Here is an 18,091-nt window from a genome sequence, read left to right on the forward strand (position 1 = left end):
GCGATAAAACATCCCGGCGTAAAGCCGGTCCCACAAAAAAGGTGTAGGCGCGATTTTATATTGCGATAAAACATCCCGGCGTAAAGCCGGTCCCACAAAAAAGGTGTAGGCGCGATTTTATATCGCGATGGTTATTATGATTCTATATTGCGTTGGAGGTTGTTTGGGCATAAAAAATGCCACCTTATTCAGGTGGCATCACACACGGGATTATTTCTACTTACATAGAAATGCTGTTATCACCTAACTATGCTTTCTTTTTTATTTTATGGCCTTTGACCGCATAGAAGATAATAAAGAGGTAGCAAGGTAGCATCACTAGGTGTGCTATTTGCTGTGATTCTACGGTGCCTGAGGTGCCTTTTGCTAGGCCCAAAAATACTGGACCAAATGCGCCGCCGGCAATTCCCATCACCAATAACCCTGAGCCTACACTGGTTAGCTTGCCAAGTCCAGATAATGCGAGGGGCCAAATGGCTGGCCACATAATAGCGTTGGCTAAACCTAATATGGCAACCATAAGTAGAATATCAGGTAATTGTTTCAATCCAAATAAATCCGAAATAATAAATGACTCTGGGCTGCCAAAGGAAATGGCTAAGGTTAGCAGTACGCCTAATACCGCTGAGGCGGTCAGTGCTTTTTCTTGAGAAATCACTCGTGGGATCAAAAGGATACCTAAAATATAACCTGTAACCATACACGCCATGGTGTAAGACGTCATCACACTGTACTTTTCTACTCCGAGCGCCAGGGCAAACGAGCCAATGGTGTCGCCTGCAATCACTTCCACGGCTACGTATAAAAACAGCGCAATCACACCTAGTTTAAGATTCGGGTGCTGTAAGGCTTCTCGTACCGAGCCATGCGCCTCGTTGCCATGTTCGTCTTCAAGCTCAGGCAGTGGTGCAAACTTAATTCCTAACGCAAATAAGCCGATAAAGGCAGCAAGTCCTAAATATGGGCCTACTAAACCATTGGCCATGGCGTCGATGTCGGCTTGAGTTAACTCTTTGCCAGCCATGTCGGTAAAGTTGCTCAGAACCAGAGCCGTAAACACTAATGGTGCAACGATGCCGGCTCCTTTATTGAGGATCCCCATAATACTCACGCGTACCGCAGCCGACTCTTCAGGTCCAATACGCACCACATAAGGGTTAACCGCAGTTTGCAGTAAGGTTTGGCCAATTCCCATAGTAAACTGAGCAAACAAAAACAGCGCAAACATTTGGGTTTTTGCCGCCGGAATATACAGTAAAGCCGCACACATCATCATCGCAATAGCGATGGCCATACCATTTTTATAACCGACTTTGCGGATCACCAGCGCCGACGGAACCGCTGTTACCGTTACCGCAATATAAAAAGAAAAGAGAATAAATGAAGATTGAAACGGGGTGAGCTTTAGCACTTGCTCAAGGTATGGCATTAGTGAGCCATTGAGCCAGGTGACAAAACCCAGAATAAAGAACATGGCGGCCACTATCGCCATCGGGATAGCGTTACTTCGTTTGGTTGTATTCGACACGGTAGCTTCCATAAAGATAACTCATTACTTGTTGTTTGGCCTTGGTATAATTGTTATTTGATACCATCCTGATTAACTACTTACTCAATTACGCAAAATGGTATTACTGCAAAAAATGACAGCGCTGACATTTAACTTTACGTTAAAAACTATTTCATTACCAGTTAGAATTTGAGCAAAATTATCACTAAAAAAGGGCCAAAGCCCTTTTTTGCGATAAGTAAGATCGAAAGGGTTACTTTAACCCAGTGACTCGACTGGTGTTTTTTGCTCCAGCGCGGGTTCTTAGTAGTACTTTGCTAGCATCATCAACACTCATCTGATCAGTGTATGGCTGCCATGACTCACCACCATCCACACTCACCTCAATGGCTAAAAATGGAAAGGCACTATTGGCTTCTAGCTTGCCTAATACCACTTTAGCGCCCGGCACCGGAAGGTTCGGTTGAATGCCATCGTTTTGCAGTTTAGGAATTTCCTTTAGTGCCAGCGCCGCGGCAAAGTGTGAATAATCTTTATCACGCTGCTCGCTATCCAGTTGCTCGCCTTCCCATGACGCTTTATGCCAAGCACGTTCTGCTAGCGACAATAAACGCGGGAAGATAAGTCGCATGACTTGTGCTTCTGTACGGATGGTTTCACCCCACACTTGGCCTTGTACACCGAGAATGTTTTCTGGCTTTTCTAGCGCCGGAAGCGCACGGCCAACTAAGGCTTCAAGATTTTCTATGGGCTCACGATTGCGAGTGTAGTCGGCATTGGCGTAAATATGCTCCGGCATATAAGAGAAGGTTTTTTTGGTATCAATGTAACGTGTTGCCCAATAGTAACCGCGCTCTTCTGGGTGGGCCTCGTAAGGGTGATCAAAGTATAAATGAGTACCATGAGATAAAATCACTTGGTAATCGTTATTGGCAAAACGGTGAGCGCGGTCGGCTACCCCCCATTCCCAAATATTATCCCAGGTGTTCACCAAAAACTGTGCGTTAGGAAATTCGTCGCGCTTAAAGGTGGTGGTGCGGTTATACATTAGGCCATCTTCCCAAGCAGCTGGCCTGATCCCTCGTTTATCCAGTAACTTAGCCACTTTTTGGGTAAAGTAAGGTTTAAGATCGCTCGGTCCTGCAACACCATTATCTGCCACCGCAAACAGTGCATTACAAGCCGGTGACTCGGTCCAAGAGCCTTTTCCTACTTCATCGCCACCAAAGTGTACGGTTTTTAATAAAGTGCCCGCTTCGCGATACATTTGTTGTAGCTCATACACCACTTTTTCCATAAAGGCATAGGTGGAGTCGAGGCACACATTAATGGAATTATCATTATAGAATTGCACCGTAGAGTATTCAGAGGTGTCTTCAAAATCGGTTAGTAAATACGCTTTGGCCTGCTCGGGTTTTCCTGCCGCCATCAGGTTATGGTAGCGCGCTTCCATCGACTTAATGGCTGCCCGTGCGTGCCCTGGGCTTTCGATTTCGGGAATGATTTCAATGTGTCTGGCATGGGCAAACTTCAGTAGTTCAATAAAGTCGCTGCGCGATAAATAGCCATTACCACTGCCAGATTTAAATGGCCCAGTGCCGAGCTGGGTAAGTAAGCATTCACGTTCTTGTAAATCAAAGCAGCGCTGGCCACCTACCTCGGTTAACTCGGGGAGCCCTGGGATCTCTAAGCGCCAGCCTTCATCGTCAGAAAAGTGCCAGTGGAACTTGTTGAGCTTGTAGCGCGCCATTTGCTCAAGCAGTTTAAATAAAGCCGCTTTGCCGTGATAATTGCGGGCATTATCGTAATGCATTCCACGCCAATCAAAACGGGGCTCATCTTTTATTTCTACATGAGACACGTTGATCTGGCCTTGGTTATTGGCCGGGAAAAGCGCCAGCAAGCTTTGAATACCGTAAAATACGCCGGCATTATCGATGCCCACAATACGGACTACGTCATCGTCTATTTCGAGGCTATAAGCTCCTGAACTTACTGAGCTCTCAAGATTTTCATCCACACTTAGGTAGATAGTAGGTAGGTCACCTGCTGGAATATGATCCGGCTTTGCCTCAAGCGTTAAACCATACTCGCTTAAGTCTTCTTGAAATACCGCCACTTCGGATTTTAAGCGCCCAGCAAAACGAATTTGCCAGCTTTGGTCGAGGGTGATGTCGCCGCGATTAAAATCAATGAATTGAGGCTTAGGAATAATACGTCGCAGTGCTTCTTGTTTCGATACCGTGTGGTTTGCTGCATTGCGTTCATAGCGAAGCTCGGCGTTGGCAATTTTGGTGTAATCTGTGGGGGTGTTATAGCGCTTTAGTTGCTCTTCGCGCTCAATAGGCGCGATAAAATTTTGCACCTCTTCACTGTCGGTATTGGCGAAAATAGCCGGCGTGTTATCGCCCGCTACCATAAATGCCCGTGGCATAAAGTCGGTGTAGGCGGCAACCCAAGCAGTGCCTTTAAATGGCACCTTTAGCTGTTGCCCTGGAGCTAGCCCTTGAAACTCTGCAGTTGGCGTAATGCGGTGCAAGTCACCATTAATGTGCTCAAACTGCAGGCCATTACTGCTACCTGTGGTGATATTGCGAACAGAGTGAAGATAAATTTGCCAATCGCTTTTACCTTTAGGTAGGCCGACGCTGGAATCATTGCGTAGGGTTATGCTGCCGTCAAAACCACCGGCACTGTTGCCAAAGTTACTTTCTACTGCAAATTGAAAATGCGTTGCCTTAGTAAAATCGTCGAGCTGCTGCTGAGTTAATGCGGCGTGGCTACATAATGAATAGCCTGCGAGCATGGCGCCTAGCAAAGTCGTTTTTATTGTCATGGTTTACTCCCAGTTTCTAAACTCACTCCACCCGAGTTGTATTTAATCATTTTTTATTCAGTAACATCATATAAAAGTTAAAATGACAGCGCTATCATTATTTTTTCATCTTGGGGAAACTCGTGCGTTGTTATAGTCTGAGATTGACAATTCACAATAGGTAAATAGGTTCAATATGAAACCATTTGCAATGGTCGCGATGTAAAATCGCGCCTACACCTCTCTTGTGGGGCCGGCTTTATGCCGGGATCTCTTAGCATGATGTAAAACCATGAAAACAATCGCGATATGAAATCGCGCCTACACCTCTTGTGGGACCGGCTTTATGTCGGGATCTCTCAGCATGATGTAAAACCATGAAAAAAATCGCGATATGAAATCGCGCCTACACCTCTTGTGGGACCGGCTTTATGTCGGGATCTCTCAGCATGATGTAAAACCATGAAAAAAATCGCGATATAAAATCGCGCCTACACCTCTTGTGGGACCGGCTTTATGTCGGGATCTCTCAGAGCTTGATACGGAGCCTATGGTGAGAGCAGCGCGAAGTTCGAGATGGACCCTGAATCAAGTTCAGGGTGACGAACTTTGTAGCCGCGGATTTATTCCGCGGACCCAATGGACCCTGAATCAAGTTCAGGGTGTCGAAATATTGGAGGTCATAGTGACGGGAGTACGTTTGGAGTGTCGAAATATTGGGGTTTGGATAACAAAGTAAAAAGCCACGGTAGACCGTGGCTTTTTAGGGTTATTATTTGGCGTGGATGATTACCAAATTTTAACGCGGTCTTCCGGCTTCAAATACATCTTGTCGCCTTCTTTGACGTCAAATGCCTCGTAGAACTCTGGCATGTTAGGTAATACGCCAATGACGCGGTAGTGACTGGGTGAGTGAGGGTCGGTCATTAGGCGGTTACGCAATTCTTCATCGCGATATTTACGGCGCCAAATTTGCGACCACCCCATAAAGAAGCGTTGCTCACCGGTGTAACCATCAATCACTGGAGCCTTTTCGCCCTCTAGCGAAATTTGGTACGCCTTGTAGGCTACCGTTAAGCCGCCTAAGTCTCCAATGTTTTCACCTAGGGTAAGCTCACCATTCACGGCAGCATCGTCAAATGGCTTAAATTGGTTAAACTGCTCGACCAGCTTTTTACTGCGCGCTTCAAACTGCTCAAGATCAGACTCGCTCCACCAATTACGCAGGTTGCCATCACCGTCGTATTTTGCCCCTTGGTCGTCAAAACCATGGCCCAGTTCGTGACCAATCACCGCACCGATGGCACCATAGTTAACGGCATCGTCTGCTTCTAAGTTAAAGAATGGCGGTTGTAAAATCGCCGCTGGGAAAACGATCTCGTTGTTCACTGGGTTGTAGTAAGCATTCACTGTTTGTGGTGTCATAAACCATTCACTGCGATCCACCGGCTTACCTAGCTTGTCTGCCATTTCTTGGTTGGCAAAGCGGCTGTAACGAATGTAGTTGCCAACCAGATCGTCTGGATTTATTTCCAGTGAAGAATAATCTTTCCACTTATCAGGGTAACCAATTTTCGGTGTAAATTTATTGAGCTTTTCTTTCGCCGCTACCTTGGTTTCGGCGCTCATCCACTCAAGGCCGTCAATGGCTTGATCGAAGCCTTTAATAAGATTATCAACCAGCTCTTCCATGCGCGCTTTGGCTTCTGGTGGGAAGTACTCTTTGACGTAAATCTTACCGAGCATTTCGCCCAGTACGCTATTACTGGCATCCACCGCTTTTTTCCACGTTGGCGCTTGCTCTTCAATGCCCTTTAAGGTTTTACCAAAGAAGCCAAACTTCAAGTCCACCATGTCATCGCTAAGGAGCTCTGCGTAGTCATTAGTAAAGTGGAAAGTTAGATAGTCTTGCCATACCTTAAGGTCAGTGTTAGCCATTACCTCAGATAGCTCTTCGAAGAAGCTCGGCTGGCTAACAATAATTTCATCGGTATTGAGGCCAAGATTTTGTAGCAACGCTGCCGCATCAAAGCTTGGCATCAGCTGATTAAACTCAGCGATCGTCATCTTGTTATAGGTTTTGGTGGCGTCTCGGCTTTCAACTCGAGTCCACTGCGCTTCGGCAAGCTTGGTTTCTAGTTCAAGAATACCACGCGCCGCTTCACCTGGTTTTTCTACCCCCACTTTGCCTAAGCTTTGAGCAATGTAGTCAAAGTATTGTTGACGAATTTTTTCAAACTTTTCGCTGTCTTTAAGGTAGTAGTCACGGTCAGGTAGGCCTAAACCAGACTGGAACATGTACAGGGCGTTCTCTGTTGAATTTTTGGCGTCGTTATTGACGTACCAAGCAAACGGTGTAGAAACACCCGATAAGCGCATTTTAGCCAGCAGTGCTGGTAATTCAGATTTATCTGCAACGGCTTGAATTTCATTAAGGTATGGCTTAATTGGCTCTACCCCCAGCTCATTACGAGCCGCCTTATTCATATAGCTTTGATAAAAAGCACCTAATTTTTGCTCTTCTGAGCCTGGTTTAGCATTGTCGTTGGCTGCAGCATCTTCCAGTACTTTTTTCATCGCTTCTTGCGAGTTTTCATACAGCTGAGTAAACGAGCCGTAGTTTGACTTATCTGCTGGGATCTTGGTTTTTTCTAACCATTTACCATTAACATGATAATAGAAGTCATCTTGCGGTCTTACCGACTCATCAATATTGGCCAGTGCAATGCCTGAATTCAGTGTTTGTTTTGGTGCTTCGGCTTCGCTCTGTACGCTTTGTTGCTGGGTATTTGGCTGTTCGCTACAACCAAGCAGCCCTAACGCCAGCGCCACGCTGGCGGCAGTGAGTGATATATTCTTCATAACTTCCCCTGAAAAGAGTTTATGCTTGAGTTATTGTTCGTGTTATTGCGTATCCATACTGGCACAGTCCCAGGTAATTGAACAGTTTTGCTGTTCCTCCGTGTACCAGCCAAACACGTTAGTGACTGTTCACTATTTTACGGAGTGAGCGCAGCACTGGCTACGCTCCAAAGTCCATCATTTGGTAACAAAGTTTGTCAGACATTTACCCTTGTTGCAGTTTTTCCACAATAGCAACATTGGCCGCGGGGAAATCCAACTCGTGCAAGGCAGCAATCGCCACCCACTTCGAGGCTTGCCCTTCCGCGCCGTGAGGCTCACCGCTAAACTCAGTCACGCTGTGAATATGCAAACACACCGACTTATCACCATAGTCGTGCTCAATGCGCATCAGCTCGGTTGAACTGGCGATATCAATGGCCACTTCCTCTTTTAGCTCACGTTGAAGGGCATGAAATACGCTCTCACCAGGCTCTATTTTACCACCTGGAAATTCCCACAAACCGCCTTGGTGTTGTGCTTGATTGCGTAAACAGACAAACACCTGCTGCTGCCTCATAATTACGCCAACGGCAACTTCTACTCTTTTTTTGCTCATCATCACTCCATAAAAAAAGCGACTTACGTCGCTTTTTCGTTGTTCGTGGCCGGGTAAGCTTTATTTTAACTTACCGCAGCACTGCTTGTATTTTTTACCTGACTGACACGGGCATGGCTCATTACGGCCCACTTTAGGCTCAGTGCGCGAGGCCACTACCGCGCCCTCCGGTGTTTCACCACCTACGCGCTCAGCTTCTTCGTGTTGGTATTCACGTGGTGCTTGCTCGCTCTTGCGGTGCTGTTGTTCCACTTTTTCAACGTCTTCTTCGGCGCGTACTTGCACTTTGCTCAATACGCCAACCACGTCGATTTTAAGGTTTTCCAGCATTTGTGAGAACAGTTCAAATGACTCACGCTTATACTCTTGCTTAGGATTCTTTTGCGCATAACCACGCAGGTGAATACCTTGACGCAGGTGATCCATGGCAGCTAAGTGATCTTTCCAGTGCTGATCTAAGCTCTGTAGCATCACCGCTTTTTCGAAGTGACGGAGGACATCGGCGCCAACCATCTCTTCTTTTTGCTTATAAGCCTTTGCAACTTCTTCAACAATGCGCTCACGCAATACTTCTTCGTACAGCTTGCTGTCTTCTTCTAGCCACTTGGCAATAGGCAGCTCAACATGGAAGTCGTTTTTCAGGCGCTCTTCCAGTGCCGGAATATCCCACATCTCAGCCAAGCTTTGCGGTGGAATATACTGGTCAATGGCACCATTCAAGACATCTTCACGGATGGCGGTGATGGTTTCTGAAATATCACCTTCTTCCAGTAGTTCATTACGCTGCTCGTAAACCACCTTACGTTGATCGTTAGCCACGTCATCGTACTCAAGTAGCTGCTTACGAATATCGAAGTTACGCGCCTCTACTTTACGCTGGGCGTTTTCAATGGCACGGTTTACCCACGGGTGCTCAATGGCTTCACCACGTTGCATACCGAGTTTACGCATCATGTTGGTCATGCGCTCACCGGCAAAAATACGCATCAATGGATCGTCCATTGACAGATAGAAACGGCTCGAGCCAGCATCCCCCTGACGACCAGAACGACCACGGAGCTGATTATCGATACGACGTGATTCGTGACGTTCAGTACCAATGATGTGCAAACCACCTGATTCAAGTACCGCGTCGTGGCGCTTCTGCCACTCGGCCTTGATCTCAGCAATTTTTTCTTCGCTTGGGTTGTCGAGTTTTTCTACTTCTGACTGCCAGTTACCCCCAAGGACAATATCGGTACCACGACCAGCCATGTTGGTGGCAATAGTCACTTTACCAGGTAAGCCCGCGTCGGCGATGATGTCTGCTTCTTGGGCATGGAATTTGGCGTTCAGAACGTTGTGGTCAATTTTTTCTTTACGCAAGAAGTGTGATAAATACTCTGAGCTTTCAATCGATACCGTACCCACAAGTACTGGCTGACCGCGTTCTTGGCAATCGCGAATGTCGGCAAGAATGGCTTCGAATTTTTCTTCTTGAGTAAGGTACACTAAATCAGCGCGATCATCACGAACCATAGGTTTGTTGGTTGGAATAACCACCGTATCTAAGCCGTAAATCGACTGGAACTCAAACGCTTCAGTGTCGGCAGTACCTGTCATACCCGCCAGCTTGTTGTATAAACGGAAGTAGTTCTGGAAGGTGATCGAAGCCAGGGTTTGGTTTTCGTTTTGAATGCGCACCCCTTCTTTGGCTTCCACCGCTTGGTGTAAACCTTCCGACCAACGACGGCCCTCCATAGTACGACCAGTGTGCTCATCAACAATGATAACTTCGTTTTCTTTAACTACGTAGTCGACGTCTTTTTGGTACAACTTGTGTGCACGCAGGGCTGCGTAAACATGACTTAGTAGTGAGATGTTACCGGCAGAATACAGTGAATCGCCTTCCTCAATTAAGCCGCGCTGGGTTAGTAGTTCTTCTACTTTAACTTGGCCGCGCTCGGTAAGGTGAACTTGCTTGCTCTTTTCATCAATAGTGAAATCGCCGTCGCCTTCAACGCCTTCTTCGTCTTCTTTTTCTTGCAGTTCAAGCTCTGGTACGATTTTATTGATTTCGGTGTACAGCTCTGAGCTGTCTTCAGCAGGACCAGAAATGATCAGTGGTGTTCTGGCTTCATCAATTAAGATGGAATCCACTTCATCCACTACCGCGTAGTTAAGTGGGCGCTGCACACGTTCTTCGATGCTAAACGCCATGTTGTCGCGCAGGTAGTCAAAACCAAATTCGTTGTTGGTACCATAAGTGATGTCGGCTTCGTACGCTTGTTTCTTTTGCTGTGGCATCATACCCGGCACGTTACAGCCAACAGTTAAGCCTAAAAATTCAAACAGTGGACGGTTGGTTTCAGCATCACGCTTAGCCAGGTAATCGTTCACAGTAATAATGTGAACGCCTTTACCCGATAGACCATTCAGGTAGGCTGGCAATGTTGCCGTTAAGGTTTTACCTTCACCGGTACGCATTTCTGAAATACGGCCTTGGTGCAACACCATACCACCAATCATTTGAACATCGAAATGACGCATTCCAAATACGCGCTTTGATGCTTCACGCACAGTAGCGAACGCCTCTGGTAATATGTCATCTAAACTGCTGCCTTGCTCAATGCGCTGTTTAAATTCGCTGGTTTTTTGTTTTAGTTCTTCGTCGCTTAGCTTGCCATATTGTTCTTCTAGGGCATTGATGAGGGCGACCGTTTTTCGTAGGTTTTTGATGGTGCGATCATTACGACTACCAAAAATCTTGGTAAAAATATTAGCTAACATGTTTAAACCGTTTCACTCTGTGTTGGCTGACCCAAACTACTCAGTCAGTATGTTTGTTGCTGGGTCGCACTTGTCCTGTTGGCGACTAAAGACGTTCCTAAATTACGGTTTTAAATTTTGCCAATTTAGGAAGTGGCTTATTGTCATTGCCGAGTTAAAATAATGCCCTATCATACCAGACTCTTTTTTTCTGCAAACCTTATTGAGCAAATAATACCTTGCTCATTTGCAACAAAGTGGTGCGGTGAGGCGAGAAATAGCAAGACAAGTGTCAATAATACTGCTTGCTGTCTGTTATACTGTGTTTGATATGGCGTTGTTAGTGATGTTTTTCAAGCGATAGGACGTAACTCTGTGACTAAAAATCGTTACAACCCCAAACCACTCAATGAAGTCATGGGTGGTTGGTCTGATAAGCTCAGCCAATATGGCCAAACCAGTGCCCAAGCCGAGCAGTTACAAACCTGCCTGGCAGACACCTTAGGGCCAGTGCTAAGCAAAAAGTGCCGAGTGGCGCATTTTCGTGATGGCGTGCTGACCATCGAAGCGGCTTCAGCCACCTTAGCAACGCGACTTAACTTTTTAAAAATGGATTTACTTAGCGCCTTTCGCCAAGTCGGCCTGCACGATTGCACTATGGTGAAAATCACCACCAACCCCGAGGCGCAACAACGCTTAAGTAATAAAATTGAAGCGCCAAAATCAAGCTATCGCAGCAACCGCACCATGAGTGCCGCCACTGCCGCACACTTACTATCCTTAGCAGAATCGGCCCCGCCCTCGCTAAAAGCGAAATTAGAAAAGCTCGCCAAGCACGCCGACGACAAGCAATAGCTTTGCTAAATCGCAGCCACAAAAAATGGCGCTAATGCGCCATTTTTTTCAAATTCAGTTATTGGCTACTATGCCGAAGCCGTTTTAACTCCAGCTTCCATACCTGGTGCAGGCATGCTCACTGGCTCGTCAAAGGTGGCCCATTCCCACGCCGACTCGGTTGCCATAATCTGACGCAACAACATGTTGTTTAAACCATGGCCCGACTTATAACAGCTGATTTTACCCAAGATGTTGTGTCCTGCCATAAACATGTCACCAACACAGTCTAAAATCTTGTGTTTAACGAACTCGTCGTTGTAGCGCAAACCGTCTGGGTTTAGCACCTTAAACTGATCCAACACCACGGCGTTGTCCATGCTGCCACCGAGGGCTAGGTTATTAGCGTGCATGTATTCGATATCGCGCATAAAGCCAAAGGTACGCGCACGGCTGATCTCTTCAGTGAAGCTTTGTGCAGTAATATCTAAGCCAATGCGTTGACGACTGGCATTGATTGCTGGGTGGTCAAAGTCGATTTCAAAATCGATATGAAAACCATCATAAGGGGTGATCTCAGCCCACTTATCGCCATCTTCGACGCGCACTTTTTCTTTAATGCGAATAAAGCGCTTGGCCGCGCTTTGCTCTTCAATGCCGCCTTTTTGAATTAAGTAGATGAATGGCAATGCACTGCCATCCATAATAGGCACTTCGGCGCTGTCGAGCTCAACGATTAGGTTATCGATACCTAATGCTGCAACGGCCGCAATCAAATGCTCCGTGGTCGACAGACGTACGCCGTCTTTATTGGTTAAACAAGTACACAATTGCGTGTCGCCCACAGCTTCTGGCGTTGTTTCAAAGTCAACAACTGGGTCTAGATCCACGCGGCGAAATACAACACCTGTATTCACACCAGCTGGTCGGAGAGTGATCGTGACCTTTTCACCTTTGTGTAAACCTACACCTGTGGCTTTAACGACTTGTGCAATCGTACGTTGTTTAATCATAGACTTGCCCACTTAATTTCAGATAGGCGGCGGAGTGTATCACAAATCCGCCAAACTGCCAATCTTTGTTTAAATTTTATACCGACTTTAGTCTGACTGTTTACGTAAGAAAGCCGGAATATCGAAGTAGTCGCCTTTTTCTTTGCTATCACCCTTGTCGCTGCTTGCCGTCGAGCTTGATGGCTGCGGCTTAGCCTCTTGCGCTTTTGGCTCTGGCGTCTCGCTTTTCGCTGCGCTCTCTGGTGCTGCGGTTTGCGGCTGCGTAAAGCTAGGTACGTACATGCTAGTTTGCGAGCTTGACTGCGAGCCGGTGCCAGCATCAGAACCTGACGCTTGCTGCAAGCCGTTATCAACAATACCAAACTGCGGACGACGATCTCCACCAAGACCCGTGGCCACTACCGTCACGCGGAGCTCTTCACTCATTTCTGGGTCAATCACGGCACCCACCACCACAGTGGCGTTTTCAGACGCCAGCGCTTTAACGTGGTTACCGACCACTTCAAACTCTTCGATGGTGATATCCATACCAGCGGTGATGTTAACCAAAATGCCTTTGGCACCGGTTAAGTCCACGTCTTCTAGCAGCGGGCTAGAAATGGCCGCTTCCGCCGCCTCTTGCGCTCTGTCTGGGCCAGTGGCAGAAGCCGTGCCCATCATTGCCGTGCCCATCGCCGACATCACTGTTCTTACGTCGGCAAAGTCGACATTGATCAAACCAGAACGCGTAATAAGCTCAGCGATACCCTGTACCGCACCATAAAGTACGTCATTGGCTTTGGCGAACGCATCTAGCAGTGTAGTGCCTTTGCCTAATACTTTAAGCAATTTATTGTTCGGAATAGTAATTAATGAATCAACAATTTCTGACAATTCACTAATGCCTTGCTCGGCTGCGGCCATACGCTTTTTGCCTTCAAGGTCAAATGGGCGAGTGACCACGGCCACGGTTAAAATGCCTAACTCTTTGGCAACGCGAGCCACTACCGGTGCCGCACCTGTACCGGTACCACCGCCCATACCGGCAGCGATAAAGACCATGTCGGCGCCTTCGAGGCTGCTCTTAATGGTTTCGATGTCTTCTTCAGCGGCGCTTTTACCCACTTCTGGGTTAGCACCGGCACCAAGACCTGAAGTGATCTGAGTCCCTAGCTGTACCGTGACATCTGCCGATGAGCGGCGCAGTGCCTGAGCATCGGTATTGGCTACGATAAATCGTACGCCTTCAATTTCCTGGTTCACCATGTGTTCTACGGCGTTACCACCACCGCCACCGACACCGATGACTTTAATAACAGCTTCTTCGCTGTGCTGTTCCATAATATCAAACATCTTTACTCTCCGACTTGAGTACTAAAACTCGCCTTGAAACCACTTAGTTACGCGGTTCCACCAACTTCCCTCTGCATCTGCTTTCGACTTCTGTGCATTCATCGATTGCAGCGAACGGCCATATTGTAACAAACCGACCGCTGTTGCGTATGCAGGGTCATCTACATAATCTGTTAACCCTTTAATACCTACTGGGTTGCCCACTCGAACAGGCATTTGGAAGATATCTTCCGCTACTTCTTGAGCGCCTTTCATTTTGGCGCTGCCACCGGTTAGCACTAAACCCGCGGCAATTTGATCTTCAAAACCAGAGCGACGCAGCTCTTCTTTGGCTAATTCAAAGAGCTCTCTAAAACGCGGCTCCACCACCTCTGATAAGGTGTGTCGTGACATCACCCGAGCCGGTCGACCACCGACACTGGGCACTTCTATGGTTTCTTCGCTTGAGGCCATTTGGCTCGACGCAAAGGCATATTGTACCTTCAAAGACTCGGCATGGGAGATAGGAGTGCGGAATATTTTTGCAATATCGCCGGTTACCTGATTTCCCGCCACTGGGATCACCGCAGTGTGACGTAATGCACCATTGATGTAAATTGCAATGTCCATGGTGCCACCGCCAATGTCCAGCACCGCCACTCCGAGTTCTTTTTCATCGTCGGTCAATACCGAGTAACACGATGCCAGCGCATTGAAAGTCAATTGGTCCACTTGTAAGCCACAGCGCTCGACGCATTTTTCAATGTTTTTCGCCATGTCGTTGGAGCAGGTAATGATATGGGCTTTGGCTTCCATTCTCACCCCGCTCATGCCTAATGGGTTTTTTATCCCCTCTTGCATATCGATGCTGTATTCTTGTGGCAATGAGTGCAGCATTTTCCGCTCAGCCGACATTGGCACCGAGCGGGCAATGTGAATGACATTGGCAATATCATCATCGGTGACTTCGGCATTGTTAATGGCGACCACCCCAGTCTCGTTTTGGCACTGGATATGTTTGCCAGAAATGCCCAAATACACCGAGCTTATACGGCAATCGGCCATTAGCTCGGCTTCATCGATGGCGCGTTTAATCGACTCCGACACCAAATCTAAATCGTTTACTCCGCCTTTATCCATGCCATGGGATTCTTGGCGGCCAACGCCGACGATACTAAGCTGATTGTCTGCCGTGATCTCCCCTACCGTGGCGACAACCTTAGATGTGCCTACATCTAATCCAATCACTAAGTTTCTTTCTGCCGACTTTGTCATGCTTCACTCTTGTTATTTTGTTGTTGTTGCTGCTCGGGAGCCGCTTTCCAGCTCACCGCCAGTCCCGTGTCATAGCGTAAATCCACCACATCGACTACCTTGCCTTCAGGGCGGTCCATGCGCGGGTAAACATCAATAAATCGCTGTACCCGCTGGGCCTTGTCTTCGCGCCCTAAATTGAGGCGAATGCCGTTGTCGAGCCACAATTGCCAAGCAAATCGCTCGGACAGTGCCAAACTATCTAGGGTGAATTGATTCACCGCTAACAAGGCTTTAAATTGTTGAAACGTTTGCCAAGCTTCCTCGGCACTGCCTTCCGGGCCATATAACTCTGGCAGCCCCTCGGGCAGTTTATTGCTGCGCGCTTGAAACACTTCGCCTGCTTCATTGAGTAACAGGTCGCTATTCCAATGCGCCACTGGCGTATGTTCTACCACATACACCTGCAGGGTGTCGGGCCACTGCTTTCTTACCGAGACACTCGCCACCCAAGGTAACGCTAATACCGCTTGATGAACTGCCTTAACATCCAGTTCAAAAAAGCTATTTAAATCGGCCGTTTTTATCGCCGTTACAATGTCATGTTCTGCAGTGTAATGGGGTTTACCTAATACTTTCAACGTCTTGATTTGCGCATCGTGATGTTCGACTAACCAATCACTGACCCAAAAAGTCCCCTTTACTAAACTAAACACCACCACAAAGAAAAAGCTTAACCCCCAAAACAATGGCCAGTTCACTTTACCACTGAGGTGCTTTGTCTTTGCTAAAAATGCTCGCATATTAAAGCGTTTGCTCCAAAATGCGAACCACTAATTGTGCAAAAGTTACGCCGGTGGCTTTCGCCGCAAGCGGTACCAGTGACTTTTCCGTCATCCCAGGTACGGTGTTCACTTCTAATAAATAAAAGTGTCCTTGCTCATCTTGCATGGCATCCACTCGGCCCCAACCGGTGGCACCAACCAACTCAAAGGCATGCTTGGCCATAATTTGTAACTGCTCAGTGTGGGCAGCACTCAACTCCGCCGGGCAATAATATTCGGTACTGTTGGTTTGGTACTTTGCCTCATAATCATAAAAGCCACGTGGTGTGCGCATTTCAATCACCGGCAGCGGCGTTTTGCCTAACATAGACACGGTAAATTCACGCCCGGTGATCCACTGCTCTACTAGCACGTGTTCGTCAAACTTAAAGGCATTATTCAGCGCCGCAGTTAAGCTTTGCTCACTGTCTGCCTGTGCCATACCAATGCTCGAGCCCTCATGACTTGGCTTGACCATTACTTTACCGAATTGCGCAATCAAAGCTTTAGCATCAAAGCCTGCGGCTTTGCTTACCACAGCATACGGTGCGGTGCTTAACTTCGCTGATTGGAATAAGTGCTTACAACGCACTTTGTCCATGGCTAAAGCACTGCCTAACACCCCACTGCCGGTGTAAGGCAAGCCCATAAACTCTAACGCCCCTTGAATGGTGCCATCCTCACCGCCACGCCCATGTAAGGCAATGAACACTCGGTCAACGCCAAGCTCTTTTAGCTGCCAAAGGTTACGCTCTGCGGGGTCGAAGGCAATGGCATCCACACCTTCATCCACTAGGGCATTTAATACCGCTTGGCCAGATTTTAATGACACCTCGCGCTCAGCTGAGCTGCCACCTAACAATACCGCTACTTTTCCAAACTGCTTGTTCATAACTCACTCTGTTGCAACTGCGCCACTGAAAGCTTAGTCGCGGCCAACTGTTTCACTATTTTACCAATGTTGCCAGCCCCTTGGGTCAGCACTAAATCGCCATCTTGCATGGTGTTGGCCAATACTTTTGCCAATTCCGCATGGTCGCTAATATGAATAGGCTCCACACCGCGCTGGCGCAGGCTTCGGCATAAGCTTTTGCTATCGGCCCCGACAATCGGTGCTTCACCGGCACTGTAGACATCTAACAACAATAACTTATCAACATCGCAGAGGACTTTGACAAAATCTTCGTACAAATCTCGGGTGCGGCTATAGCGGTGCGGCTGATAAATCATCACCAAACGCTTATCGGGCCAGCCCGATTTTGCCGCTTTGATGGTCATGTCCACTTCCGATGGGTGGTGACCATAGTCATCAACCAACATCACTTCGCCTACTTCATTATTAAAGCTGCCATAATGTTGGAAACGGCGGCCAACGCCTTCAAAATTCTCTAGCGCTTGCAAAATAGCCTCATTACTAATGCCATGATCTTTGGCCACCGCAATGGCAGCTACGGCATTCAGGGCATTGTGCTTACCAGGCATGTTTAGCGTTACTGTGATGTCGTCGCCATCTTTGCTGCATACCCGAAAGTGCGATTGGCTTTGATCTTGGCTAAAGTCGCATAGCCTGTAATCGGCATCTTCGGCTTCACCATAGGTAATGGTGGGTCTAGCAAAGCGTGGCAATAACTCTCTGGCCACCTCTGAGTCGACACACACCACCGCTAAACCATAAAACGGCAGATTGTGAATAAACTCCACGTAGGTGTCTTTCATTTTTTCCAAGTCACCATCGTAGGTATCCATATGATCTTCTTCGATGTTAGTGACCACAGACACCATAGGTTGCAGATGCAAAAAAGAAGCATCGCTTTCATCGGCTTCGGCAATGAGATACTCACTTTTACCAACTTTGGCATTACTGCCAGCACTGTTGAGCAAGCCGCCAATAATAAAGGTAGGGTCAAGCTCCGCCTGAGCAAAAATGCTGGCAATTAAACTGGTTGTGGTGGTTTTGCCATGGGTGCCGGCCACCGCAATGCCGTGGCGAAAACGCATTAATTCCGCCAGCATCTCAGCGCGGCGCACAATGGGAATGCGGTTGGCTTTGGCCGCTTGAATTTCCGGGTTTTGCTCATCGATGGCGCTGGAGACCACCACTACATCCGCCTGGGCGACGTTGTCGGCCTTATGACCAATAAAGATGGTCGCCCCCATGTTGCTCAGCCTTTCTGTCATGGCGCTATTGGCTATGTCTGAGCCGGTAATACGGTAACCTTCAAAGGCCAGTACTTCAGCAATGCCGCTCATACCAGCACCACCAATACCAATTAAATGGATGGTGTTGATACGTCGCATTGCTCTTCTGCTCGAAGCTTCCAT

General features: G+C 47.6%; 12 protein-coding genes. 1 reads left to right on the plus strand and 11 read right to left on the minus strand.

Going from position 1 to position 18,091, the window contains the following annotated elements; genetic code table 11:
- Nucleotides 1-247 precede the first annotated feature (247 nt).
- From nagP to secA, 5 genes are all read right to left on the minus strand, one after another.
- Nucleotides 248-1,540 (minus strand): N-acetylglucosamine MFS transporter NagP, encoded by a 1,293-nt coding sequence (gene nagP / locus ACNKW2_RS10270; RefSeq protein WP_419148472.1) that lies wholly within the window; start codon nt 1,538-1,540, stop codon nt 248-250.
- Between the two features lie 223 nt (nt 1,541-1,763).
- Nucleotides 1,764-4,346 (minus strand): family 20 glycosylhydrolase, encoded by a 2,583-nt coding sequence (locus ACNKW2_RS10275; RefSeq protein ID WP_419148473.1) that lies wholly within the window; start codon nt 4,344-4,346, stop codon nt 1,764-1,766.
- Nucleotides 4,347-5,114: 768 nt separating this feature from the next.
- Complete coding sequence (locus tag ACNKW2_RS10280; protein ID WP_419148474.1) at nt 5,115-7,187, minus strand: M13 family metallopeptidase; 2,073 nt, start codon at nt 7,185-7,187, stop codon at nt 5,115-5,117.
- Nucleotides 7,188-7,392: 205 nt separating this feature from the next.
- Nucleotides 7,393-7,785, minus strand: coding sequence for an 8-oxo-dGTP diphosphatase MutT (mutT, locus tag ACNKW2_RS10285; protein ID WP_419148475.1), 393 nt, complete (start codon nt 7,783-7,785; stop codon nt 7,393-7,395).
- Nucleotides 7,786-7,845: 60 nt separating this feature from the next.
- Complete coding sequence (gene secA, locus ACNKW2_RS10290) at nt 7,846-10,554, minus strand: preprotein translocase subunit SecA (protein WP_419148476.1); 2,709 nt, start codon at nt 10,552-10,554, stop codon at nt 7,846-7,848.
- A 354-nt stretch (nt 10,555-10,908) separates the two neighbouring features.
- On the opposite strand from secA, the gene ACNKW2_RS10295 reads away from it, so the two are divergent.
- Nucleotides 10,909-11,388 carry a DUF721 domain-containing protein gene (locus ACNKW2_RS10295; protein ID WP_419148477.1) on the plus strand — a complete coding sequence of 160 codons (480 nt, stop codon included), beginning with the start codon at nt 10,909-10,911 and terminating at the stop codon, nt 11,386-11,388.
- Between the two features lie 68 nt (nt 11,389-11,456).
- Here ACNKW2_RS10295 and lpxC read toward each other — a convergent pair whose 3' ends face one another.
- The 6 genes from lpxC to murC form a co-directional block, all read right to left on the minus strand.
- Complete coding sequence (gene lpxC, locus ACNKW2_RS10300; RefSeq protein ID WP_419148478.1) at nt 11,457-12,380, minus strand: UDP-3-O-acyl-N-acetylglucosamine deacetylase; 924 nt, start codon at nt 12,378-12,380, stop codon at nt 11,457-11,459.
- An 87-nt stretch (nt 12,381-12,467) separates the two neighbouring features.
- On the minus strand, nt 12,468-13,712 hold the full coding sequence (gene ftsZ / locus ACNKW2_RS10305) for a cell division protein FtsZ (protein WP_419148479.1): 1,245 nt from the start codon (nt 13,710-13,712) through the stop codon (nt 12,468-12,470).
- A 21-nt stretch (nt 13,713-13,733) separates the two neighbouring features.
- The gene (gene ftsA / locus ACNKW2_RS10310) at nt 13,734-14,966 is read right to left on the minus strand and encodes a cell division protein FtsA (protein ID WP_336567533.1); all 1,233 of its coding nucleotides are present in this window, start codon (nt 14,964-14,966) and stop codon (nt 13,734-13,736) included.
- Nucleotides 14,963-15,748 carry a cell division protein FtsQ/DivIB gene (locus ACNKW2_RS10315; RefSeq protein ID WP_419148480.1) on the minus strand — a complete coding sequence of 262 codons (786 nt, stop codon included), beginning with the start codon at nt 15,746-15,748 and terminating at the stop codon, nt 14,963-14,965. Before ACNKW2_RS10315 ends, ftsA begins: the two co-directional genes overlap by 4 nt.
- Nucleotide 15,749: 1 nt before the next feature.
- A complete protein-coding gene (locus tag ACNKW2_RS10320) occupies nt 15,750-16,661 on the minus strand; it encodes a D-alanine--D-alanine ligase (RefSeq protein ID WP_419148481.1) in 912 nt (303 codons plus the stop codon).
- Complete coding sequence (gene murC / locus ACNKW2_RS10325; protein ID WP_419148482.1) at nt 16,658-18,091, minus strand: UDP-N-acetylmuramate--L-alanine ligase; 1,434 nt, start codon at nt 18,089-18,091, stop codon at nt 16,658-16,660. The genes ACNKW2_RS10320 and murC overlap by 4 nt, the downstream gene beginning before the upstream one ends.

Origin of the sequence: Pseudoalteromonas 'SMAR', assembly GCF_048515945.1 — a bacterium.
GTDB lineage: Bacteria > Pseudomonadota > Gammaproteobacteria > Enterobacterales > Alteromonadaceae > Pseudoalteromonas.